We start from the raw sequence: 22,596 nt of genomic DNA, 5'->3' as shown, positions 1-22,596 counted from the left end.
AAGCCCGCGCGGGCGGTCAGTTGACGACAGCCAGCTCGCGCGGCGTGGAGTTGAGGCGCCGTACGCCGTCCTCGGTGACCGTCACTATGTCCTCGATGCGCACCCCGAAGCGGCCCGGCAGATAGATGCCGGGCTCCACGGAGAAGCACATGCCGGGGACGAGCGGCAGTTCCTCGCCCTCGATCATGTAGGGCGGCTCGTGGGTGGTGACGCCGATGCCGTGCCCGGTGCGGTGGATGAAGTTCTCGCCGTATCCGGCATCGGTGATCACCGCCCGTGCCGCCCTGTCGACGTCCTGGCAGGCGGCACCGGGCCGCACCGCGCCGCAGCCGGCCTCCTGCGCCTCGCGCACGATGTCGTGGACCCGCTGCTCCTCGGCGCCGGGCTCGCCCACGTGCACGGTGCGCGAGGTGTCCGAGCCGTAGCCGTGCAGCAGGCCGCCGAAGTCGAGGACGACCATGTCGCCGTTCCCGATGACGCGGCCGCCCGCCTCGTGGTGCGGGTTGGCGCCGTTCGGCCCGGAGCCGACGACGGTGAAGTCGACCTGGGAGTGCCCGAACCGCCGCAGCAGATCGGCCAGGTCGGCGGCTATGTCGGTCTCCTTGCGGCCCGCGAAGGGGACCTTCTTGATCTCCTCGTACGCCGAGTCCGCGGCGGCTCCCGCCGCCGCGAGACGCTCGAGCTCGGCGGCGTCCTTGACGGCGCGCAGCATGGGGAGCGCCTCGGTCAGGGATACGTAGGAGGTGTTCGGCAGTTCCTTCTGGAAGCCCAGGAGGTGCATGGCCCAGGAGTTGTCGCTGATCCCGAAGCGGCCGTCGACGTCCAGGAGCGGCGCTGTCGCGGCATAAGGGTCCTTGCCGTCGGTCCAGTCCCGCAGGGAGAGCGCCCGCGCGCCCGCGGCCAGTTCCGCGTCCGGGGCCTCCAGGGTGGGCACCACGAGCACCGGCTCCTGGCCCGCGGCGAGCACGAGGACGGTGAGGCGCTCGGTGGCGGCAGTCGGTGCGTACCCCGTCAGCCAGACCATGTCGGGGCCCGGCGCGACGAGCAGTCCGGCGAGCCCCGCGTCCGCCGCGGCTGCCGCGGCGCGGTCCATTCGGGCCTTGTAGTCGTCGGCGGTGAAAGGCGCGGGGATGCCTGTCATGGGGGCCTCCAGGGCTGCTCGCTGCGGCGAGTACGGCACGGTGCCGATGATGCCGATCCTGCCCCTGCCCCAGGGCATGCGCGAGCCGATTACGGCGGCCCCGGTCACGTCACCTCATGTCCTCTCGCTCGCCTCACGTCACGAAGCCCGGCGTCACCGACAGGGACTGCCGCCCTCCGTTCTGGTGGCGGACGGTCACGGTCACGTTCCTTCCCGGGGCAGCGGCGGCGACCGCGGCCGCCAGCGCCTTGGCCGACGCGACGCGGGTCTTGCCGAAGGCGAGCAGCACGTCGCCGCGTACGAGCCCCGCGGTGTACCCGGGCCCCGGGCTGTGCACGCCGACGAGCAGGGCCCCGGGGCCCCTGGGGGCGTCGACGGCCTCCACGCCGAGCGTGGGGCGTGCGGTCCGCTCCCCGCCGCCGCCCGGCTCCTTCCGCGGCGGCTCCGGCGGGGCGGCGGGCTTGGACGCCCGGCCCGGAGCGGCGGGCGTACCGGGCCCGGCAGGGCCGCCCGGGCCCGCTTGCCCATGTGGAGCCGCTTGCCCATCCGGAGTCGCCTGACCGCCCTGTCCCTTGGCGCCGCCCTTGGCGCCGCCCTGGGCGGCCTGTGCCTGCTTCTGCATGTCGGCGAGTTTGCTCATGCCGATGACGGTGGCGCTCACCGTGCCGAGCCCCACCCCCGCCAGCACGAGGACGACCGAGAAGAGCAGCCCGAAGAGCAGGGTGACAAGCCGCCGCCCGCGCCGCCGCGCGGCGTGCGGACGGTGGCCGGTACCGGATCCGCGGCCCGTGCCGGGTGTCTGCCCGGCGCGGGCCTTGCGCCCGATGCCCAGCCTTCGCCCGACGCCGAACTTCTGGCCCGCACCGAATCTGCCGTCTCTGCTGCCTCTGCCGCCTCTGCTGAACTTGCCGCCTGTGCCGGGCTCCTGTCCGGGCATCGGCTTGGGACGCAACGCAGTCTGTTCCATGGCTCGCCTCCGGCCACAGCCCTACCCGGCGTGATGCGGCGCGACGATTCACGAACGAGTGACGTCCATGTGTGCGTCCTTCACGGCCGACGCGGTGGATACCGTGACCGCATGACGACAGCCGCCGACCTCACGGCCCTCTGGGCCCGGACCACCAGAGTCGAGATCACCGGGACGATGGGCGAACCGGAGCTGGAGCGCGACGTGCGCGACCCCGGCGAACTGCGCGAGCTGTCCCGGCTGCTGGCGGTCGACCTGACCGCTGACGCCTTCTGCTGCATGTGCTGGGGCGATCTGCGGTTCACGCTCAGCGATGCCCGCGGCCGGCATGTCGAGCAGCTGACCCTGCACCTGAGCGGGTCGGGCGGTGACCTCGACTGCGGCAAGGACGGCCAGTTCCCGCTGGTGGATGCCGATGGCCTGCGGGACTGGCTGTCCGCCCGGGGGCTCTGTCAGCCCGTGTGACCCCCTTCGCCACCGGTCCCGGCCCCGCCATGCCCGCCGCCATGACCACCGTGCCCCGCCCCGTGGTCGAACTTCAGGGCCTCCTTCGGCATGACCACGAAGGGACGCATCATGCCCATGTCCTCGTGCTCCAGGAGGTGGCAGTGGTACATGAAGCGGCCGTACGCGCCGTCGAACTTGCCCATCACCCGCAGCAGTTGACCGCCGGGGACCAGGAAGACGTCCTTCCAGCCCCGCTCGTTCGGGGCGAGGGGGATCTCCGTCCTCGGGTCGAAGGCGATCGGGGCCAGGGTGCCGCCCACGGCGACGTCGAAGCCTGACACGTCGTACGCGTCGCGGCCCAGGAGTTGGAAGTCGGCCAGGTGGATGTGCATCGGGTGCGTCACCGGTGGGTTCACCGCGAGGTTCAAGAAGCTCCACTGTTCGTGGCTGCCCTCGGCGAGGGTGAAGCCGAGCCCGTCGTTGAACGTACGGGCCGTGCGGCGGTAGGTCTTGGTCCTTCCGTCCGCGCCTCGCAGCTGGATGATCCCCTCCGTCGGGACCCGGACGTCGCCCGCGTCCTTGATCTCGGCCATCTCCCAGATCTCCGGGTGGCCGCCGCCACCCTTCGTGGCGGGCGGTGTCAGGACGATCAGGCGGTGACCGTGGTCGATGTCGTGGCTCAGCGGGCGGAACGAGCCCGAGAGGACCTCCGGGAGCGAGAAGGGGTCATCGGCCTCGGCGTCCCGCACGCGGAACTCCATGACCTGCGGATACCGCACGTCGTTCGCCGGGTCCGGCACTCCGGGTGCCTGGCCACGGCCCTTGTTCACCAGACGCACCCGCCGGCCCGCCAGCGCGCGGAAGTCGATCAGAAGGTCCATCCGCTCGGCCGGGGCGACGGTGAGCGTGGGCAGCGCGTCGTCGAAGTCGACCGGCACCGGGCGCGGCAACAGACCGCCGTCGCTGCCGATCTGGTGCATGACGCCCCGCACCGGGTTGTTGTCCTCGTCGACCAGCACGAGGTCGTAGATACGGGCGTTCGACGCGTTCACCAGGCGGAAGCGGTGCCAGGCCGCGTCGACGTCCGCGTATGGCCAGATGCGGCCGTTCACCGTGCTGTACGGGCCCGTGAAGGGCAGCGAGACCGGCTTGCCCGTCTCGGGGTTCTTCGCCTGGACGATGACGGTCTTGTGCAGCAGTCGGCCGTTCAGCCGGCCGTCCTCGTCCGTGTCCAGATTCCGGTCGGCGAGCAGCAGCGGGATCTCCCGCTCACCGCAGGGCAGACGGAGCGCGTCCTCCTCGTCGTCCCGCACGAGATACGTGCCGTAAAGCCCCGCCAGGACGTTCCACCGCGTGATGTTCATGGCGTGGTCGTGATACCACCACTGCACCGCCTGGTGGTCGTTCGGATACTCGGACAACTGGGCGTCGCCGAAGCCCACCGCGTTGTCCGCCCACCCGTCGTTGCCCCCGCCGGTCTGCGCGCCGTGCAGATGCGTCACCGACCAGGCGGGCAGCGCGGCCACGTCCTTGTTCGGCTCGACACCCGCGCGCCCGGGCAGGGTGCCGGGGCTCGGGACGGCCCTCGGGACCTCCACGGCGGTGACGGGATACTCGCTGTCCTTCGGGATGCGGTTCGTCCACGCGATCCGGACGCGCCTGCCGCGGCGCACCTCGATCGTCGGGCCCGGCACACGGCCGTCATACCCCCACATCAGGGTCGGCGGCAGCTGCGGGTGCAGCCGGATCCAGGCCGGGCGCAGCGCGATCTCGGTCTCCGCGGGCACGTCTGTCTCGTCGCGTACGTCGACGGAGTCCGGCCGCAGGACCGGTGGCACCGGCAACGGCGCGACGAACGGCGTGAGCTCCCCCTGTGCCCGCGCGGGCGGGTCCGCGCCGGCCGGCACACCTGTCGATCGGTCCGCTGCGCGCTCGATGATGTCGGTCATGATGAACACCCCCGTGTTGATCAATGCAAACGCAATGGCCGCTGTGGCGCGGCCGGTTGGGTGGCCCGGTCAGTGGCCGCCCCCCTCACACAAGAAGACTCCCGGCGCCCGTGCCAAGTTCCACGAATCCCCCATTCCGCAGGAAAAGTATCGGAAAGCACATAGGGAATCGGTGAGTCCTGTTGTGGGTCTGCTGTCAGGGACCGCTGTTACTTTCGGAACATGACCGAACGTGCACTCCGTCTGCTGCGTCAGGACCCGCGCCTGGCCGAGCTGGCCGCGTTCCCTTTCGCATTCGACCTGTCCCGCGCGGACCACGTCGAAGAGGTCCGCCTGGCGTCGGGCGGTCCGCTGGAACCGATCGCGGGGGACGATTCCGGGGGCACGTACTTCGTGTGCGGGGACGGCTCCGTGCTGTACGCCGATTCCGAGGGGTCCGCCGGGACCATCGGGGACAGCGTGGACGAAGCCCTGGAGATCCTCGTCGGCCTGCCCGGCTGGCATGACTACGTGGGCCTGTCGCCGACCGACGGCGAGGCACGGATACTCGCGGAGATCGCCGACACGGAGGGCGACTTCCGCGAGGACTGCGTGCCCGATCTCGACGCGCGCCGCACCGAGCTGCGGGCCGGGCTCGGGCTGCCCGAGCGCTCCCCCTTGCAGCTCGTCGCGCGCCTGCACGCCGCACTCCTGCGCACCGAACCGGACCACCTCCTCCTCAACGCCGTCGAGCACCTGGCGTACAGGCGTCTCGATCCGCATCCGCGCCCGCCCCTGTGGGAGCTGGTGCTCGCCAGGGGCCGCAGCGACCTGGCCCTGCTGCGGACGGGCGACCGCGCGGTCTGGGACGCCGTGGCGGGGAGCCGGGCCCGCAGGGTGGCGGCGCTGCGTGCCGCGCAGTACGACCGGCGGAACACGGACCGCCCTCTCCTGCGCCACCTCCTCAAGCATGAGGCGGACGCCCCCATGTCCGACGAACTGCGGCTCGCCGTCGTCCTCGTGGGGCTCCACGGCCTGGCGGAGGACCTGCCGCTGCTGCGCGAGGTCCACGAGACGACGTACGACACCTGGTGCGGTCTTGCCGGTCTTCCGCGGGAGGCCGGTCAGGTGCGCGAGTGGGCGCGCTCGTTCGACGACTCCAACTACGGCATGGACCCCGACGACGAACCGGAATCCACCTGGCTGGAGCTCGCACGGGAGCAGGGCATGGTGGAGGCGGCCCGCGCCTACCTGATCCGCGAGCTGGACGACACCGGCCCCGACGCAGCACAACTGGCAGTACTGCGGGATGAGTTGGCACGGATCGGTGACTACACCCAGGCGATGCGGGCAGCGCGCCTGCACCGGTCACTGCAGGACACCGACCAGGGCCGGGCAGCCGCCGACGCACGCATCGCCTCGCTGGAACGGCAGGCGGTGGACACCCCGGCCACGGAATCGTAGACACCCAACGCACCCTTGGGCTGCGGGGGTTGAGGCCCACGCGGCCCCGGGCCGCACCCCGTGTCCCACTTCATCAACGGGTTGGGTTCGCCGCCGGTCCAGGTGCCGGGGCGCGGAAGCCATCGGATACGGTTCAAGATCCACCGCGAGCCCCGCGCGCCCGCGCGCCATTGACCACGGAGACCCCCGCATGCACGGCGCAGCCGTCCCCGCAGCCGAGGACGAGAACCACGACGACGTCTTCCCGAACGTCGAGGCACCCGCGGACGGTTCACCCTGGCAGGCGCCCGCCGACCTCGAAGAGCACCTGTACGAACTGTGCGAGGCCGACGACTCGTACACCTACCTGCGGGCGATAGCCGTCACCGGCCTCTACCGCCCGGTCGCGGTGGCCGACGTCGAGCCGGGCGCGACCGAGCGCCCGGTCCTCTCCGTCGACATACCCGACGGCCGCCGGATCGCGCAGATGTACACCGTCGGGCTGCTCCCCCGCCCGCACCCCGAGGTGGTGTACGAGTTCGTCACGCTCGGCACGCTCGCGGACCAACTGCCCGACGACATCGACATCTTGGTCATCAACGCGGCCACACCCTGCCAGCAGTTCTACCTGACGACCGAGGAGGAGCGGGACGTCTGGGCGGACCTGCACGCGGACCTCTACGTCGACGGCCGTCTGCACGATCGCGTCGAGACCCGCCGCACCGGCGCCCCGGACTCCCCCGCCCTGCTGCACGGCCTGGCCTGCGGCGCCCACCTCTGCTTCGCCAACGGCGACGCCTGGAACACCCTCGACTGGCACGGCGCGGGCTACAACTCCGAGGTCGAGCGCCTGGCGGAGTGGTGGGACGTGCACAGCCGTGCGGACTGGCTCGCGACGCAGGAGCGACTCCTGCAGCGTGAAGTCAGCCCGTGGTACTGGGACTTCGTGCTCGGCGCCCGCACGTCGCTGATCGAGCGGTTCGGGCCGCGCGTCGACCCGGAGCTGTGGCGCGAGTGCGTGGAAGTGACGATCCGTGACCGCACGGCCGAGTCCGGCGGCCCCGATTCCCCGCACAAGCCGGGTGACGACCCCGACCTGGACGACTTCGTGGCCGCGCTGCGCGGCCTCGTGGGCAAGGTCATCCGTTACGAGTCCCGCTTCCGCGCCGACGGGCTCCTGCCGCCCGACGGTCATGTCCGCTCCGTGGCGGCCTGGGACATCGGGCGCGCCTCGAAGATGGCCCGCTGGGGGCGCGGCGCCCGGTACGCGACCCATGCGGAGCTGGAGGCGGCGGTCGAGCGCGTGAGCCGCGCGGCCAGGTCGTCGGCGTACGCCTCGTGGGAGGAGTTCTCCGCCGGGTACGTCCTTGGCCGCTGCCTCCACTTCGACGAGGAGCAGTTCGGCGACTGGTACACGACGGTGCTCCAGGCCCACCGCGAGCTGGTCTCCGATCCGGACAGCCCGTGGCTGACGGTGCCCTTCGCATGATCCGGTAGCCGCCCGGCGGGCTCCCGGACCACTCCGCTCACCTGAGCGCCTCGCATCACAATCTGGTCTCGCTGTCCCGTCAGGGTCTTGCCACCCGTCCGTGTAATCGATTCCAATCCTCCGTGTAATCGATTCCACGAGGAGGTGGACCGGCGATGGCGAGCATCAAGGACGTCGCAGCCGAGGCAGGCGTATCCGTCGCCACGGTCTCTCGCGTCCTGAACAGTCACCCTTCGGTCAGCCCGGCCGCCCGCGCCCGCGTCATCGCCGCGGTGGAAAGCCTCGGCTACCGCCCGAACGCCGTCGCCCGCTCGCTGCGCACCGACCAGACCCGCACGCTCGGCCTGGTCATCAGCGACGTACTCAACCCGTACTTCACGGCCCTGGCCCGTTCCGTCGAGGAGGCGGCCCGCGCGCTCGGCTACAGCGTGATCATCGGCAACGCCGACGAGCGGCCCGAGCTGCAGGACCACCATGTGCGCACGCTCCTGGACCGCAGGATCGACGGACTCCTGGTCTCCCCCACCGACGGCGGCTCCCCGCTGATGCTCGACACGGCGCGCTCCAGCACCCCGATGGTCTTCGTGGACCGCTGGATCCCGGGCGTGGACGTCCCGGTCGTCCGCGCCGACGGCCGCGCCGCCGTCCGTGACCTGGTCGCCCACCTGCACGCCATCGGCCACCGCAGGCTCGCGATCATCGCCGGGCCCGCTGCCACCACCACCGGCAGCGAGCGCGTCGAGGCCTTCCGCGAGGCACTCGGCGCGTACGGGCTCCCGCTGCCCGACGACCACATCGGGCAGGGCGACTTCCAGGCCGACAGCGGGCGCCGGAACACCGAGCGGTTCCTGGCGCTGCCGGAGCCGCCCCAGGTCATCTTCGCCGCGGACAACCTGATGGCTCTCGGCGCGCTCGACGCGATCCGCGCCCGCGGCCTTCGCGTGCCGCACGACATCGCGCTCGCCGCCTTCGACGACATCCCGTGGTTCGTGCACACCGATCCGCCGATCACCGCCATCGCCCAGCCGACCGGAGAGCTCGGCCGGGCCGCGGTGCAGGCCCTGGTCGACCGGATCGAGGGCAGGCACCCGCAGTCGGTGACCCTGCCCGCCCGTCTCGTCGTACGCCGCTCCTGCGGCGCGTCCCCCACCGAGCAGAGGAGCAACACGTGAGCGACACGGACGAGTTGCCGCGCCGCGCCGGCGGCGGCCCCGACGAATTGCTGAGGATCGAGGGGATGCGCAAGACCTTCCCCGGCGTCGTCGCGCTCGACTCCGTCGACTTCGACCTGCGCCGCGGCGAGGTGCACGTACTGCTCGGCGAGAACGGCGCGGGCAAGAGCACGCTCATCAAGATGCTCTCCGGCGCCTACCGCCCCGACAGCGGCCGCATCCTCGTGGACGGCGAGGAAACCCGCATCCACGGGGCGCAGGACGCCGAGCGGCTCGGCATCGCCACGATCTACCAGGAGTTCAACCTCGTACCCGACCTCACCGTCGCCGAGAACATCTTCCTGGGCCGCCAGCCGCGCCGCTTCGGGATGATCGACCGGAAGGCGATGGAGTCTGCCGCCGAGGAACTCCTGAAGCGGGTCGGCGTCCAGGTCTCGCCGCGCGCCAAGGTGCGCGAACTGGGCATCGCCCGGCTCCAGATGGTCGAGATCGCCAAGGCACTCAGCCTCGATGCCCGCGTCCTGATCATGGACGAGCCGACGGCCGTCCTGACGAGCGAGGAGGTCGACAAGCTCTTCGCGATCGTGCGGCAGCTGCGCGCGGACGGCGTGGGCGTCGTCTTCATCACCCACCACCTGGAGGAGATCGCGGCGCTCGGTGACCGCGTGACCGTCCTGCGCGACGGCCGCAGCGTCGACCAGGTGCCGGCCTCGACCCCCGAGGACGAGCTCGTGCGCCTGATGGTGGGCCGCAGCATCGAGCAGCAGTATCCGCGTGAACGCCCGGACACCGGGGGTGCGTTGCTCTCCGTGCGGGGCCTCACTCGCGACGGCGTCTTCCACGACGTCAGCTTCGAGGTGCGGGCCGGCGAGGTCGTCGGCCTCGCGGGGCTCGTCGGCGCGGGGCGGACCGAGGTGGCGCGTGCCGTCTTCGGCGCCGATCCGTACGACGCGGGCTCCGTCGACGTACGCGGTGAACGGCTGCCCCGGCACGACGTGATCGCCGCGATGGGAGCGGGCATCGGCCTCGTACCGGAGGACCGCAAGGGCCAGGGACTCCTGCTCGACGCCTCCGTGCAGGAGAACCTCGGTCTGGTGACGCTGCGTTCGGCGACCCGCTCCGGGCTCGTGGACCTCAAGGGCCAGCGCGTCGCGGCGGCCCGGATCGCCGAGCAGCTCGGCGTGCGGATGGCCGGGCTCGGCCAGCACGTACGCACGCTGTCCGGCGGCAACCAGCAGAAGGTCGTCATCGGCAAGTGGCTGCTCGCCGACACCAAGGTCCTGATCCTCGACGAGCCGACCCGCGGCATCGACGTGGGCGCGAAGGTCGAGATCTACCAGCTCATCAACGAACTGACGGCCTCCGGGCACGCGGTCCTGATGATCTCCAGCGATCTGCCCGAGGTCCTCGGCATGAGCGACCGCGTGCTCGTCATGGCGCAGGGCCGCATCGCGGGCGAACTCGCGGCGGACGACGCGACACAGGACGCGGTGATGGCCCTGGCCGTCAGCACCACCGCGACGGAAGCACCCGCAGCAGTCCAGAACGGAACAACCGAAGGGAAGGCCTCCCGTGGCCACTGAAACGCTGAAGAGCAACGCGGGTGGCGCCACCGGTCTGCGCCGCGTGCTGCTCGACAACGGCGCGCTGAGCGCCCTGGTGGTCCTCCTGGTGGCGATGTCGCTGCTGTCCGGGGACTTCCTCACCACCCAGAACCTGCTCAATGTGGGCGTGCAGGCCGCCGTCACCGCGATCCTCGCGTTCGGCGTCACCTTCGTCATCGTCTCGGCGGGCATCGACCTGTCGGTCGGCTCGGTGGCCGCGCTCTCGGCCACCGTCCTTGCCTGGACGGCGACTTCACAGGGGCTGCCGGTCTGGCTCGCGATCATCTTCGCGGTCGGCACCGGCATCGCGTGCGGATTCGTGAACGGCCTGCTCGTCTCGTACGGCAAACTGCCGCCGTTCATCGCGACGCTGGCGATGCTGTCGGTGGCCCGCGGTCTCTCCCTGGTCATCTCTCAGGGCAGCCCCATCCCGTTCCCCGACTCGGTCTCCAACCTGGGTGACACCATCGGCGGCTGGCTGCCGGTCCCGGTCATCGTGATGGTCGCGATGGGGCTGATCACGGCGCTCGTCCTGGGCCGCACGTACATCGGCCGTTCCATGTACGCGATCGGCGGCAACGAAGAGGCCGCCCGCCTCTCCGGCCTTCGCGTGAAGCGCCAGAAGCTCGTCATCTACGGCCTCTCCGGCCTCTTCGCCGCCGTCGCGGGCATCGTCCTCGCCTCCCGGCTGGTCTCCGCGCAGCCGCAGGCCGCGCAGGGTTACGAGCTGGACGCGATCGCCGCGGTCGTCATCGGCGGCGCGAGCCTGGCGGGCGGGGTCGGCAAGGCGTCCGGCACCCTGATCGGCGCGCTGATCCTGGCGGTCCTGCGCAACGGCCTCAACCTCCTGTCCGTGTCCGCCTTCTGGCAGCAGGTCGTGATCGGCGTGGTCATCGCGCTGGCGGTCCTGCTCGACACGTTGCGCCGTAAGGCCGGGGCGACTCCCGGAGCCTCGACGGGCGCGGCAGCGGGCGGCGGGAAGAAGGGGCCGCAGGTGCTGAAGCTCGGTCTCGCGGCCGTGCTGGTGGCGGCCGTCATCGGTGGCATCTCCGTCTTCAACAAGGACTCCTCCTCCGGCACGACGACCAAGGTCGGCATGTCGCTCTCCACCCTCAACAACCCCTTCTTCGTCCAGATGAAGGAGGGCGCGCAGGCGGAGGCCGAGAAGGCGGGCATCGACCTGACCGTGACGGACGCGCAGAACGACGCCTCGCAGCAGACGAACCAGTTGCAGAACTTCACCGGCGAAGGCATGAAGTCGATCATCGTCAACCCGGTCGACTCGGACGCGGTGGGCCCGGCGGTGCGGGGCGCCAACAAGTCGGACATCCCGGTGATCGCCGCCGACCGCGGCGTGAACAAGGCGAAGGCGGCGACGCTCGTCGCCTCCGACAACGTGGCGGGCGGCAAGCTCGCGGCGAAGACCCTCGCGGAGAAGCTGGGCGGCAAGGGCAAGATCGTCACGCTCCAGGGCGTCGCGGGCACGTCGGCGAGCCGCGAGCGCGGCAAGGGCTTCGCCGAGGGCATCAAGGAGTACCCCGGCATCAAGGTCGTCGCCTCGCAGCCCGCGGACTTCGACCGCACCAAGGGCCTGGACGTCATGACGAACCTCATGCAGTCCAACCCCGGCATCGACGGCGTCTTCGCCGAGAACGACGAGATGGCCCTCGGCGCAGCCAAGGCACTCGGCGGCAAGGCGGGCAAGTCGGTCTCGGTGGTCGGCTTCGACGGAACTCCCGACGGCCTCCAGGCCGTTGAGGCGGGCACGCTGTACGCGTCCGTGGCGCAGCAGCCGAAGGAGCTGGGCAGGATCGCCGTGCGGAACGCGGTGAAGGCGGCGCGCGGCAAGGACGTCGAGACGATGGTGAAGGTCCCGGTGAAGGTGGTCACGAAGAAGAACGTGGCCGACTTCTCCTGACCGCACCTCCACGCGCCGCACCTCCACACGCCACGCCTCCACGCGCCGCGCCACCACGCGCCGCGCCACCGTCGCCGTTCCCCGTACGAGCAGGAGTTGGACCCACTGATGCACGACCGCGAGCCCGACATCGATGACGCCACGTACGACCTCCTGGTCGTCGGGTCGGCCAACGCCGACCTGGTGATCGGCGTCGAGCGCCGCCCCGCCCCCGGCGAGACGGTCCTCGGCTCCGACCTCGCCACGCATCCCGGTGGCAAGGGGGCGAACCAGTCGGTCGCGGCGGCCCGTCTCGGCGCCCGCACCGCCCTGCTCGCACGGGTCGGCGACGACGCGCACGGCAGGCTGCTGCTCGACTCGCAGCGCGCGGCGGGCGCGGACACGGTCGGCGTCCTGGTCGGCGGGGCGCCCACGGGTGTCGCGCTGATCACCGTCGACCCGTCCGGTGACAACAGCATCGTGGTCTCGCCGGGCGCCAACGCCCGGCTGACGCCCGAGGACATCCGCGCTGCGGGCAGTCTGCTCGCCGCGTCGCGGGTGGTCTCGACGCAGCTGGAGATCCCCGTCGAGTCCGTGACGGAGCTCGTGCGCACCCTGCCGGACGCCGCGCGCTTCGTCCTCAACCCCTCGCCGCCCGCCCCGCTGCCGGCCGAAGTCCTCGCGGCGTGCGACCCGTTGGTGGTGAACGAGCACGAGGCGCGATACATCCTGGGCGGGACCTCATCGGACCTTCCCGAGGACTGGGCGCGCGAACTCCTCGCCCTCGGCCCGCGCTCGGTGGTGATCACCCTGGGCGCGGACGGCGCCCTTACGGCGGACGGCGACGGCTCTCCCGTCACGGTGCCGAGCCCGAAGGTGGACGCGGTGGACACGACCGGCGCGGGCGACGCGTTCACGGCGGCGCTGGCCTGGCGCCTCGGCCTGGGCGATGACCTCCCGACGGCGGCGGCGTACGCGGCGCGTGTGGGGGCCGCATCGGTCACCCGGCGCGGCGCGCAGGAGTCGTACCCGACGGCGGACGAGGTCGCGGCCCCTGACGGGAGTGTCCCCGCGTGAAGAAGGCCGGCATACTCAACCGCCATCTCTCCGGCGCCCTGGCCGAGTTGGGCCACGGCGACACGGTCCTGATCTGCGACGCGGGGATGCCGATCCCGCCGGGTCCGCGGGTCGTGGACCTGGCCTTCCGGGCGGGCGTCCCGTCCTTCGCCGAGGTCCTGGACGGGCTGCTCGCCGAGCTGGTGACGGAGGGCGGCACGGCGGCGAAGGAGGTCCAGGAGGCGAACCCGGCGGCGGCCCGGCTCCTCTGCGCCCGGGTCACGCCCCTCACCCTGATCCCGCACGAGGAGCTGAAGCGCCGCACGGCCACGGCCCGCCTGATGGTACGCACCGGAGAGGCCACGCCGTACGCGAACGTGCTGCTGCGGTGCGGGGTGTTCTTCTAGGGGAAGCTCAGCGTCCGGTACACCGTCACGCCGCCCGCCAGCTCCGCGCACGCCTGTGCCGCCGCGCTGACGCGCTGGGTGTACGAGGGATCGGCGGTGTCGAGGAGGATGCCGAGGGTCGTGCCGCTGTGCGCGACGGCGACGCCCAGGCCGCCGACCTCCCGGCAGATCTCCCGCATCGGCTCCAACGACCACTTGTGGCGCAGGAGTTGGTTCATCCGGGCGCTGCGGGTCGCGACCCTGCCGACCTCCGCCAGATCGCGGCGGCGAACGGCGCACGCGAGCCGGTCGAGAAGCCGTGCGTACTCGTGACGGTCGGCCAGGGTGAACGGCTTGGGGATGCGGTTGAAGTCCACCGTGTCGACCGAGCCGCCCTCGTCGATCCCCACCACGGCCATGACCGGCAGCGATCCGAGGATGCCGCGCAGGCGCACGGTGCGGTGGTGGAAGGCGACGATCGCCGGGTACAGCACTCCGTCCGTTGGCTCGATGCCCGCGAGCAGCCGCTCGATGCGCGCCGGCGGCATCTCGACGCCCAGCGCCTGGCCGACCGCCCGCGCGGTCGCGACCAGGTCGGCCGATGAGCTCGCCAGGCCCTTGCCCTCGGGGATGACGCTGTTGACGTCGAGGGTTCCCCCACTCGGCATGCCCGTCCGCCGCTCCGCCAACTCGCTGATCGTGCGGGCCAGTTGGAGCGCCTTGGTCTTGCCGCCCGGCCGGACCACCACATCATCGAAGCCGGGCTGCGGCCGGTACGTGGCCATCGTCCACCGGGCGACGGGCAGCGTCACCAGGAAGTCTCCGTCCTCCTCCGGCAGCACGCCCTGAAGCAGCTCACCGAAGGTCCCGAAGGCGGTGCCCACCCCGATTCCGGCCCTTCTCACACCCGCCGCGCGGGGCCTTGGTCCGGCCTCCTGGGACAGCTTCACGGGTCTCCTCCCGACATCTCGACGCCTCTGGCCCGACGCCTCCAGCGCCCACAGGCTGCCACAACCCAATGCGTCTTGACAATCATTTTCATCTAGTGTGATGCTCTCGGCTCGGCGACCGGCACCGGACCGACCAGGGACACCCGGAAACACAGCAACACAGGAACACAGGGGGCAGACGTGCACGACCACATAGCCGAAGCAGTGAAGAAACCCGATCTCATAGCCCTGGAGCCGGACTTGGTCTGTCTCCGGTTCGAGACGATGAAGATCTATTCGGCTCTGGGAGCGGTCCGTCACCTTCTTGATTCCGGTGCCGTGAAACCCGGCGACACCCTCATCGACAGTTCCAGCGGCATCTACGCGCAGGCCCTCGCACTCGCCTGCCACCGCTACGGAATGAAATGCCACATCGTGGGTTCCACGACCGTGGACCACACCTTGCGCGTCCAGCTGGACATACTCGGCGCCACGCTGGAACAGGTGCGGCCCTCGAAGAATCTCCGGCTCGACCAGGAGCTGAGAGTGCGGCGCATCGCCGAGATACTCGAGGCGAATCCCTCGTACCACTGGATGCGGCAGTACCACGACAGCATTCATTACCTCGGCTACCGCGACGTGGCCGGGACCATCGACGCCGAGGTGCCCGCGGGGCCGCTCGCCCTGGTGGGCGGGGTCGGCTCGGGCGCCTCAACCGGCGCCATCGCCGGGTATCTGCGGGACGCGGGCCGCGATGTCTCACTGGTCGGCGTGCAGCCTTTCGGCAGCGTCACCTTCGGCTCGGAACACGTGGCCGACCCGGACATGATCATCGCCGGGATCGGCAGCGCCATCGCATTCGAGAATGTCCGGCACGAGGCATACGACCGCGTGCACTGGGTGAATTTCGACTGCGCGGTGTCCGGCGCGGTGTCGCTTCTCAGGAACAGCGGCATTTTCGCCGGCCTGTCCACCGGCGCCGCCTATCTGACGACCCTCTGGGAACAGCGCCGCGACGATTCCCGTACGTACGTCTTCATCGCCGCGGACACGGGCCACCGCTATGTCGAGAGCGCTTACGCGAAACACGCGCAGGCACCGGACATCGACACCTTGAAGCCCCACGAGATCACCTCGCTCGACGAGCTGAGGCACCCGTGGTCGACCACTTCCTGGCCCGACCTTCCCTGACGGCATCCACCGCCGAACCGACCACCGTATTCGCCACGCAGTCACCACCACACGGAGAGAACTCCCCATGTCACACCCCGATCCGCGCACGCCGCACAACGTCGCGGAGCTCATCGACGCCGTCCTGGCGGGCGAGTACGGCCCCCACCCCAAGGACCTCTCCGTCACCAGCGCGTTCTGGCTCTACAACACCACTCGCCTCGCGGGCAGCCAAGTGACTTACCACAACCACTACTTGCTGCTGCGGGTCGGCACGGCGTTCGGCGCCTGCTCCTTCGAGGCCGGTGAACTCGCCCCGGACTTCTGCGAGAACGCATCGGGCCACACCCTCGACAAGCTGCTGCGCGCCGAGTCCACACCCGTCCGCATCGCCGCGCTCGACGCCTACCTCGCGCAGGTCAGCCCGCACCGGGACGCCGCCGACGCCGAGCGGGTCATGCTGCCCACCGGCACCCCGGAGGTCCGGGCAAAGGCCCGCGACGCGGCCATCGCCGGGCTCCTCGACATCGAGCCGGGCGCGAAGGTGGCGCTCATCGGCGTGGTCAATCCGCTGGTCGCGGCGATACGCGAGCGGGGCGGTGTCTGCCTGCCCTGCGATCTCAACCTCCGTACGACCCAGTGGGGCGACCGGGTCACCGACGACATGACGGAGGTGCTCAAGGAGGCCGACGCCGTGGTCGCCACCGGCATGACGCTGAGCAACGGCACCTTCGACCTGATCCTCGCGCACTGCCGCGAGCACGGGGTGCCGCTGGTGGTGTACGCGCAGAGCGGCAGCGCCGTGGCCCGCGCGTTCCTGCCCGCCGGGGTCTCCGGCCTCTCCGCCGAGCCCTTCGCGTTCTCGCAGTTCAGCGCCGACGAGACGCCGCTCTACCGCTACAAGGAGGCGGCGTGAGCGTCGAATCCAGGTCCACGGGTTCCGACGTGGCTTCCCCGCCCCCCGCCCCCGGCGCTCCCGCCGAGGAGGCACTGCCCGGCGACCTGCGGATGGCCCGCACACTGTGGCCCGTCCTGGTCGCGTCCGCGGTCGGACTGCTGCCGTTCACCGTCTTCAGCACGTATCTGGTGCCGATGGCCGAGGACGCCGACAGCAGCGTCGCCACCCTGGGCGGGCTGCGCGGACTCGGCGGCCTCGCGGCCCTGCTGGTGGGCACCGCGCTCGCCCCGCTGATCGACCGGGTGCGCAAGGAGTGGGCGGCGGCGGGCGGCCTGGCCGCACTCGGCGTGTCCGCCGCCCTCGGCGCGAGCGGGGACTTCATCCTGCTCGCCGTGTTCTGCCTGCTGGTCGGCGCCAGTACGTCGGTACTGAACCCCGCGCTGACCGCGGCCGCCGCCGACCGCTTCGGTTCCGGGAAGGCGGCCGGGCGCGCGGCGACGCTCGTCACGGCGACCCAGTCGATGACCGCGATGCTGGCGGCGCCGGTCATCGCGCTGCCCGCGCTGTTCTGGGGCTGGCAGGGCGATCTGTTCGCGGTGACCGGGGTGTCGCTGCTGCTCGCCGCGGTTTTCTTCGTGCGCGGCAAGAACAAGCCGGTGGAGGAGAGCGACGAGACCCAACGCCTCGGCTACGTCGCTTCGTTCAAGGCACTCGGGGCCATCCCCGGAGTCGTGCCGCTGCTGCTTATCGCCCTGCTGCGCACCGCCGTCTTCATGGGCTACCTGTCCTACCTGGCTGCGTACTACGACGACCGGTTCCAGCTCGACCCCGGGCTCTTCGCGTTCGTGTGGACGCTCAGCGGCGCGTCGTTCTTCGTGAGCAATCTCCTCACCGGGCGGATCACGAATTCCGAGGAGCCACGGATCGGCACCGAGCGCATGCTGGCCATCGGCCTGTTCGCCGCGCTCGTCTCGGTCGTGGGCTTCTACTTCACCCACTGGCTGCCGCTCGCGCTCGCCATGACGTCCCTGCACGCCGCGAGCCACGCCGTCGTGGCCGCCTGCGTGGTCAGCCTCCTCGTCCGCCGCTGCGGCACGCAGCGCGGCGCGGCCCTGAGCGTGAACTCCGCGGGAATGAGCCTCGGCGTCTTCGTGGGCGCCGGCCTCGGCGGGCTCGGGCTCGGGCTGGCCGGGTACCCCGGTGTCGCCGTGACCTTCGGCGCGCTGGTGGTGGTGGCGCTGGGGGCCGCGGTGCTCGTGCTGAGGGCCGGACCGGCCGACCCCGGGGACCCGGGGGCCGCGGGCCCTGCGCGGGAGGCGGAGGAGGCGGAGCCCGCGGCCTGAGCGTTCCGCCGGCCGGGCGGTGGTGGAAACCGCGGGCCGGCGGGGGCGGCCGCGCAGTTCCCCGCGCCCCTTTCAGGGCGCGGTACCGCTCTGACTCCGCCGAACCACCCGGTGCCCCGCCGGCCCACACGCACATCCCCTCCACCCTGACGCGAAGGACCGACCGCCATGCCTCCACCCGCACCCTCCCCTCCTCCACCCGTCCCGTCTCCTACGGCAGCCATCACCACGGTGCCCGACGCACCCCCTCCAGACCCGGCGGTCAAGGGCGTGCGGAGTCGGATCGGCTCCCGAGCGGGCCTTGCGGCCGCCTGCGTCGCGCTGCTCCTCGTCCTCCTCGGCTCCGTCGTCGTGGCCATCGGCCTCGGCTCCGCCGTCGTCTCGCCGGGCGACACCGCCCGGCTGCTGTGGGCGGCGCTGAGCGGCGGGAACATCGACGCGGACGAGGTGACGACGTATCAGATCATCTGGCAGATCCGCACACCTCGCGTGCTCCTGGCCGCACTTGTGGGGGCCGGGCTCAGCGCGGTGGGCGTCGCCATCCAGGCACTGGTGCGCAACGCGCTCGCCGATCCGTTCGTCCTCGGCGTCTCGTCCGGCGCCTCGGTCGGCGCGGTCGCCGTCACGGTCACCGGCGGGCTCGCGGCCCTCGGCATCTACGCGGTGTCGGCGGGGGCGTTCATCGGAGCGCTCGTCGCCTCCCTCCTCGTGTACGTCGCCTCGGCGAGCCGCGGCGGCGGGCTCTCGCCGCTGCGGCTCGTCCTGACCGGCGTGGCCATGGCGCTCGGCTTCCAGGCCGTGATGAGCGTGATCATCTACTTCGCGCCGGACAGCGAGGCCACCAGCATGGTCCTCTACTGGACGATGGGCAGCTTCGGCGCCGCGAGCTGGGGCGCGCTGCCCGTGGTGGCCGCCTGCGTGCTGCTCGGCCTCGCCGTGCTCCACCGCTACAGCAGGGCCCTGGACGTCCTGGCGCTCGGCGACGAGACCGCGACGAGCCTGGGCATCAGCCCCGACCGGCACCGCAAGGGCCTGCTCATGCTCGCCTCGCTGATCACCGGGGTGATGGTCGCCGTCAGCGGCGCGATCAGTTTCGTCGGCCTGGTCATGCCCCATCTCGTACGCATGGTGGTCGGCGCCACCCACGCCCGGGTGCTCGCCGTCGCACCGCTGGTCGGGGCGGTGTTCATGGTCTGGGTCGACCTGGTGTCGCGCACCCTTGTGGCGCCGCGCGAGCTGCCGCTCGGGGTCATCACGGCACTGGTCGGAGTGCCGGTGTTCGTCGCGCTGATGCGGCGCAAGGGCTATATGTTCGGGGGCCGTTGAGGTGGAACTCGCACTCGACGGCCTGTCCGTGACGATCGACGGCAAGCTCCTCGTCCGGGACCTGTCCCTGGAGGTGGGCAGCGGCCAGATCGTGGGCCTGGTCGGCCCGAACGGCAGCGGCAAGTCCACCGCGCTCAAGTGCGTCTACCGCGCGCTGCGCCCGAGCTCCGGCGTGGTCCGGGTGGGCGCCGACGACCTCTCCCGCCTCTCGCCGCGCCAGAGTGCGCGAGTCGTCGCCGCCATGGCCCAGGACGGCGCGGTGGACCTGGACTTCACGGTGGAGGAGGTCGTCGCCCTGGGCCGCGCACCCCATCTGCGCGGCAACCAGGCACTCGACGCACGCGAACGGGACCTGTGCGCCCGGACGATGGCCCGGCTCGACCTCACCCGCCTCGCCGACCGCGGCGTACTCACCCTGTCGGGCGGCGAACGCCAACGGGTGCTCCTCGCCCGGGCATTGGTGCAGGAGCCACGGATCCTGGTCCTCGACGAGCCGACCAACCACCTCGACGTGCGCCACCAGATCGAGCTCCTCTCGCTCCTGAAGGGCTCGGGCCTGACCGTCCTCGTGGTCCTGCACGACCTCAACCTCGCGGCGGCCGCGTGCGACCGCATCGGCGTGCTGTCGCAGGGCGCGCTGGTGGCCGCCGGAACGCCGGAAGAGGTGCTCACCACGGGTCTCGTCGACGAGGTGTTCGGCGTCAAGGCCAGCGTGATCAGCCACCCCCTGACCGGCGACCCCCAGCTTCTCTACGCACTGATTCCGTCCACTCCCCTCTGAAAGGCGCAACGACGTCATGCCCAGAACCCGTACCCGTACCGCCGCCGGATCCACACTCGTGCTCACCCTGCTGATCGGCGGCTGCGGCGCGGAGGTCGACTCGGACTCCAAGGCCGCGGGCGAGTCCAAGAAGGTCACCGTCAAGCGTTGTGGTGAGCCGGTCACGTACAAGACTCCGCAGCGCGCGGTGGTCTACGAAGGCGGCAGCGCCGACAAGATGTTCAGCCTCGGCCTGACGGAGCACGTCCACGGCTACGTCATGCCACCGGCCAACCCGCCGGTGAGCGAGTCGCCTTGGGCGTCGGAGTACGCCAAGGTGAAGATGCTCGGCGACGACCTGCTCAACAAGGAGCTCGTCGTGGAGGCCAAGTCGGACTTCGTCGTCGCGGGCTGGAACTCCGGCTTCAGCGACCAGCGCGGCATCACCCCGAAGATCCTGGACAAGCTCGGCATCCAGAGCTTCATGCACACGGAGAGCTGCTTCAACTACCCCGAGTACCCGGAGAAAGTGACCCCGTTCAAGGCCCTGTACTCGGACCTGGACCGCCTTGGCAAGATCTTCAAGGTCGAGAAGAAGGCGGACGACGTCGTGGGCGACCTCAAGAAGCGCGTGGCCGCCGTCGAGTCCAAGGCCCCCGAAGGCAGACGCGTCCCCGTCTTCCTCTACGACTCCGGCACCGACCAGCCCTTCACGGCGGGCAGCCAGGTCCCGCCCAACGACATCATCAAGTCGGCCGGCGCCAGGAACATCTTCGACGGGCTCGACGAGCGCTGGACCCAGGTGAACTGGGAGGCCGTCGCCGAGGCCGAGCCCGAGGTCATCATCATCTTCGACTACGGCGACATGCCCGCCAAGAAGAAGATCGACTTCCTGAAGAAGTCCCCGCACACCAAGGAACTGCCCGCCGTGAAGAAGAACAACTTCTTCGTCCTGGACTACAACGAGGGCATCAGCGGGCCCCGCAACATCGACGGCCTGGAGAAGTTCGGGAAGTACGTGCGGGAACTGGAGCGCTGAGACCTTGGCGGTGTCAGCGTGCCGCCCGGTCGAGCGCGCCGGTGAGGCGGCCGAGGAGTCCCTGCAGCGCGAGGGCCTCCTCGACCGTCAGACCGGTCGATTCGAGTATCCGGCGCGGCACGGCCAGCGCCCGCTCCCGGAGCGCGGAGCCGTCGTCGGTCAGGTGAACGGTGACGGAGCGCTCGTCGGCCGCGCTGCGCTCACGCCGTACGAGACCGGCCGTCTCGAGCCGCTTCAGGAGCGGCGAGAGCGTGCCGGAGTCGAGTCGCAGGCGCTCGCCGATGGCCTTGACGGACTGCGGGCCGTCCTCCCAGAGGACGAGCATGACCAGGTACTGGGGGTAGGTGAGGCCCAGGTCCTTGAGGGCATCGCGGTAGACGCCGCCGAAGGCGCGCGATGCGGCGTGCAGCGAGAAGCAGACCTGGTGATCGAGGCGGAGGAGCTCGGCGTCGTCGGTCACGTCGGGCATCTCGCGTCCGGCTACGGGGCCGGAGGGTCCTGCGGTCGGCGATGACGTCATGCGTCCAGGGTACTCGCACACACCATTCAGTTGTGCACAACTGAATGGTGTGCAACCATTATGGCAGCGAACAAGCCGACCCAATGGAAGAGGCACCCCATGAACGCGCTGTACACCGCCGTCGCCACCGCGAATGGCCGCGAGGGCCGCGCCGTCAGCTCCGACGGCCAGATCGACCTCGCGCTCGCCATGCCCCCGGCCCTCGGCGGCAACGGACAGGGCACCAACCCCGAGCAGCTCTTCGCCGCCGGGTACGCGGCCTGTTTCGCCAGCGCCATGGGCGCGGTCGCCCGTGAGATGAAGGTCGACACGAAGGACGTCTCGGTGACCGCCGAGGTCTCCATCGGCAAGGACGACGCGGGCTTCGGGCTCGCGGTCGTGATGCGCGTCGAGCTGCCGGACTCCCTGGCGGGCGAGACCGGGCAGCAGCTGGTCGAGGCCACGCACGCGTACTGCCCGTACTCCAAGGCCACCCGCGGCAACATCGAGGTCGAGCTCGTCATCGAGTAGGCGTTCCAGGGCGGTGCCCTGCGGCAGGTACCGTAGGAGGACCGATCTCATGGGCCTCCTGGTGGGCTGCGTGAACCCCAGGAGGCCCCAGCATGACGACGAACCGCGGACGCAAGGACGTGATCCGCAACCGGATGACGTCGACCGGCGAGTCGTACAACGTCGCCGCCCGCAACCTCAAGGCCATGAAGGACATGGGCGCCACGCGCGAGGCCGTCGTCACGCAGCGCTGGCAGCCGGCCGAGACCCTGGACGTGCCGTGCCCCTGCGGCGGCACCTGCGAGCCGGGCGAGAAGTGCGACCACTGCCACGCCCGCCACCGCCACGTGGCCCGCTACCCCGGCAGCCGCACCGAGGTCGAGACCTGGGCGGACCGCTACGACTGCATGGGCTGCGCCTCCTCGTACACCATCCTCGTCGTCCTGCCGGGCCGCCCCTGGGGCATCGCCGAGACGGTGGTCCAGGGTGCGGACGCCGAGCCGGTGGTCAAGGCACGTGTGTTCCCGGGCGTGAAGCACCCGCTGCTGCGTCCGGAGACGCCCGAAGAGGACTGAGCCCGTCCGGCTGCCCC

General features: G+C 71.1%; 21 protein-coding genes. 16 read left to right on the top strand and 5 right to left on the bottom strand.

The annotated features are described in order from the left end of the window. Nucleotides 1–16: 16 nt before the first annotated feature. Nucleotides 17–1,141 carry a M24 family metallopeptidase gene (locus ACWD02_RS18540; RefSeq protein ID WP_451212053.1) on the bottom strand — a complete coding sequence of 375 codons (1,125 nt, stop codon included), beginning with the start codon at nt 1,139–1,141 and terminating at the stop codon, nt 17–19. Nucleotides 1,142–1,274: 133 nt separating this feature from the next. Beyond that, on the bottom strand, nt 1,275–2,108 hold the full coding sequence (locus ACWD02_RS18535) for a PDZ domain-containing protein (RefSeq protein ID WP_451211444.1): 834 nt from the start codon (nt 2,106–2,108) through the stop codon (nt 1,275–1,277). A gap of 111 nt (nt 2,109–2,219) precedes the next feature. Here ACWD02_RS18535 and ACWD02_RS18530 point away from each other — a divergent pair, with 111 nt between their 5' ends. Continuing rightward, complete coding sequence (locus ACWD02_RS18530) at nt 2,220–2,573, top strand: hypothetical protein (RefSeq protein ID WP_451211441.1); 354 nt, start codon at nt 2,220–2,222, stop codon at nt 2,571–2,573. Here the strand turns inward: ACWD02_RS18530 and phsA are convergent. After that, nucleotides 2,561–4,504: an O-aminophenol oxidase PhsA gene (phsA, locus tag ACWD02_RS18525; protein WP_451211438.1), complete on the bottom strand. Its 1,944-nt coding sequence runs from the start codon at nt 4,502–4,504 to the stop codon at nt 2,561–2,563. The genes ACWD02_RS18530 and phsA overlap by 13 nt on opposite strands. Before the next feature lie 222 nt (nt 4,505–4,726). Between phsA and ACWD02_RS18520 the strand changes: the two genes are divergently transcribed. The 7 genes from ACWD02_RS18520 (at nt 4,727) to rbsD (ending at nt 13,551) form a co-directional block, all read left to right on the top strand. Next, nucleotides 4,727–5,947: a hypothetical protein gene (locus tag ACWD02_RS18520; protein ID WP_451211436.1), complete on the top strand. Its 1,221-nt coding sequence runs from the start codon at nt 4,727–4,729 to the stop codon at nt 5,945–5,947. A gap of 190 nt (nt 5,948–6,137) precedes the next feature. Next, entirely contained in the window at nt 6,138–7,415 is a 1,278-nt protein-coding gene (locus ACWD02_RS18515; RefSeq protein WP_451211433.1) for a DUF1266 domain-containing protein, read from the top strand. Nucleotides 7,416–7,570: 155 nt separating this feature from the next. Further along, entirely contained in the window at nt 7,571–8,587 is a 1,017-nt protein-coding gene (locus ACWD02_RS18510; protein WP_451211432.1) for a LacI family DNA-binding transcriptional regulator, read from the top strand. 65 nt (nt 8,588–8,652) lie between these two features. Further along, the gene (locus ACWD02_RS18505; RefSeq protein WP_451212050.1) at nt 8,653–10,170 is read left to right on the top strand and encodes a sugar ABC transporter ATP-binding protein; all 1,518 of its coding nucleotides are present in this window, start codon (nt 8,653–8,655) and stop codon (nt 10,168–10,170) included. Next, on the top strand, nt 10,160–12,109 hold the full coding sequence (locus ACWD02_RS18500; RefSeq protein WP_451211429.1) for an ABC transporter permease/substrate-binding protein: 1,950 nt from the start codon (nt 10,160–10,162) through the stop codon (nt 12,107–12,109). Before ACWD02_RS18505 ends, ACWD02_RS18500 begins: the two co-directional genes overlap by 11 nt. 108 nt (nt 12,110–12,217) lie before the next feature. Further along, entirely contained in the window at nt 12,218–13,165 is a 948-nt protein-coding gene (locus tag ACWD02_RS18495; protein ID WP_451211426.1) for a ribokinase, read from the top strand. Further along, a complete protein-coding gene (rbsD, locus tag ACWD02_RS18490) occupies nt 13,162–13,551 on the top strand; it encodes a D-ribose pyranase (RefSeq protein WP_451211423.1) in 390 nt (129 codons plus the stop codon). The genes ACWD02_RS18495 and rbsD overlap by 4 nt, the downstream gene beginning before the upstream one ends. Here the strand turns inward: rbsD and ACWD02_RS18485 are convergent. Next, complete coding sequence (locus ACWD02_RS18485; protein ID WP_451212047.1) at nt 13,548–14,474, bottom strand: GHMP family kinase ATP-binding protein; 927 nt, start codon at nt 14,472–14,474, stop codon at nt 13,548–13,550. The genes rbsD and ACWD02_RS18485 overlap by 4 nt on opposite strands. A 186-nt stretch (nt 14,475–14,660) precedes the next feature. Between ACWD02_RS18485 and ACWD02_RS18480 the strand changes: the two genes are divergently transcribed. The 6 genes from ACWD02_RS18480 (at nt 14,661) to ACWD02_RS18455 (ending at nt 20,995) form a co-directional block, all read left to right on the top strand. Continuing rightward, nucleotides 14,661–15,650 carry a pyridoxal-phosphate dependent enzyme gene (locus ACWD02_RS18480; RefSeq protein WP_451211420.1) on the top strand — a complete coding sequence of 330 codons (990 nt, stop codon included), beginning with the start codon at nt 14,661–14,663 and terminating at the stop codon, nt 15,648–15,650. Nucleotides 15,651–15,717: 67 nt separating this feature from the next. Continuing rightward, nucleotides 15,718–16,545, top strand: a complete 828-nt coding sequence (locus ACWD02_RS18475; RefSeq protein WP_451211417.1) for a Rossmann-like domain-containing protein — start codon at nt 15,718–15,720, stop codon at nt 16,543–16,545. Beyond that, nucleotides 16,542–17,870, top strand: coding sequence for an MFS transporter (locus tag ACWD02_RS18470; RefSeq protein WP_451211415.1), 1,329 nt, complete (start codon nt 16,542–16,544; stop codon nt 17,868–17,870). The genes ACWD02_RS18475 and ACWD02_RS18470 overlap by 4 nt, the downstream gene beginning before the upstream one ends. 168 nt (nt 17,871–18,038) lie before the next feature. Beyond that, complete coding sequence (locus ACWD02_RS18465; protein WP_451211412.1) at nt 18,039–19,196, top strand: FecCD family ABC transporter permease; 1,158 nt, start codon at nt 18,039–18,041, stop codon at nt 19,194–19,196. Between the two features lies 1 nt (nt 19,197). Beyond that, entirely contained in the window at nt 19,198–19,977 is a 780-nt protein-coding gene (locus ACWD02_RS18460; RefSeq protein ID WP_451211409.1) for an ABC transporter ATP-binding protein, read from the top strand. A gap of 16 nt (nt 19,978–19,993) precedes the next feature. Then, nucleotides 19,994–20,995, top strand: a complete 1,002-nt coding sequence (locus tag ACWD02_RS18455) for an ABC transporter substrate-binding protein (RefSeq protein WP_451211406.1) — start codon at nt 19,994–19,996, stop codon at nt 20,993–20,995. Between the two features lie 13 nt (nt 20,996–21,008). On the opposite strand, the gene ACWD02_RS18450 is transcribed toward ACWD02_RS18455, so the two are convergent. Continuing rightward, a complete protein-coding gene (locus tag ACWD02_RS18450; protein WP_451211403.1) occupies nt 21,009–21,515 on the bottom strand; it encodes a MarR family winged helix-turn-helix transcriptional regulator in 507 nt (168 codons plus the stop codon). A gap of 99 nt (nt 21,516–21,614) precedes the next feature. Here ACWD02_RS18450 and ACWD02_RS18445 point away from each other — a divergent pair, with 99 nt between their 5' ends. Both ACWD02_RS18445 and ACWD02_RS18440 read left to right on the top strand, forming a co-directional pair. Further along, a complete protein-coding gene (locus tag ACWD02_RS18445) occupies nt 21,615–22,025 on the top strand; it encodes an organic hydroperoxide resistance protein (protein ID WP_361054176.1) in 411 nt (136 codons plus the stop codon). Nucleotides 22,026–22,117: 92 nt separating this feature from the next. Continuing rightward, on the top strand, nt 22,118–22,579 hold the full coding sequence (locus tag ACWD02_RS18440; RefSeq protein WP_447050686.1) for a hypothetical protein: 462 nt from the start codon (nt 22,118–22,120) through the stop codon (nt 22,577–22,579). The last annotated feature ends 17 nt before the right edge of the window (nt 22,580–22,596 follow it).

This window comes from Streptomyces sp. NPDC002853 (genome assembly GCF_053591915.1).
The sequence above is the reverse complement of the archived record's forward strand: the minus strand, read 5'-3'. Positions and strand labels throughout refer to the sequence as shown.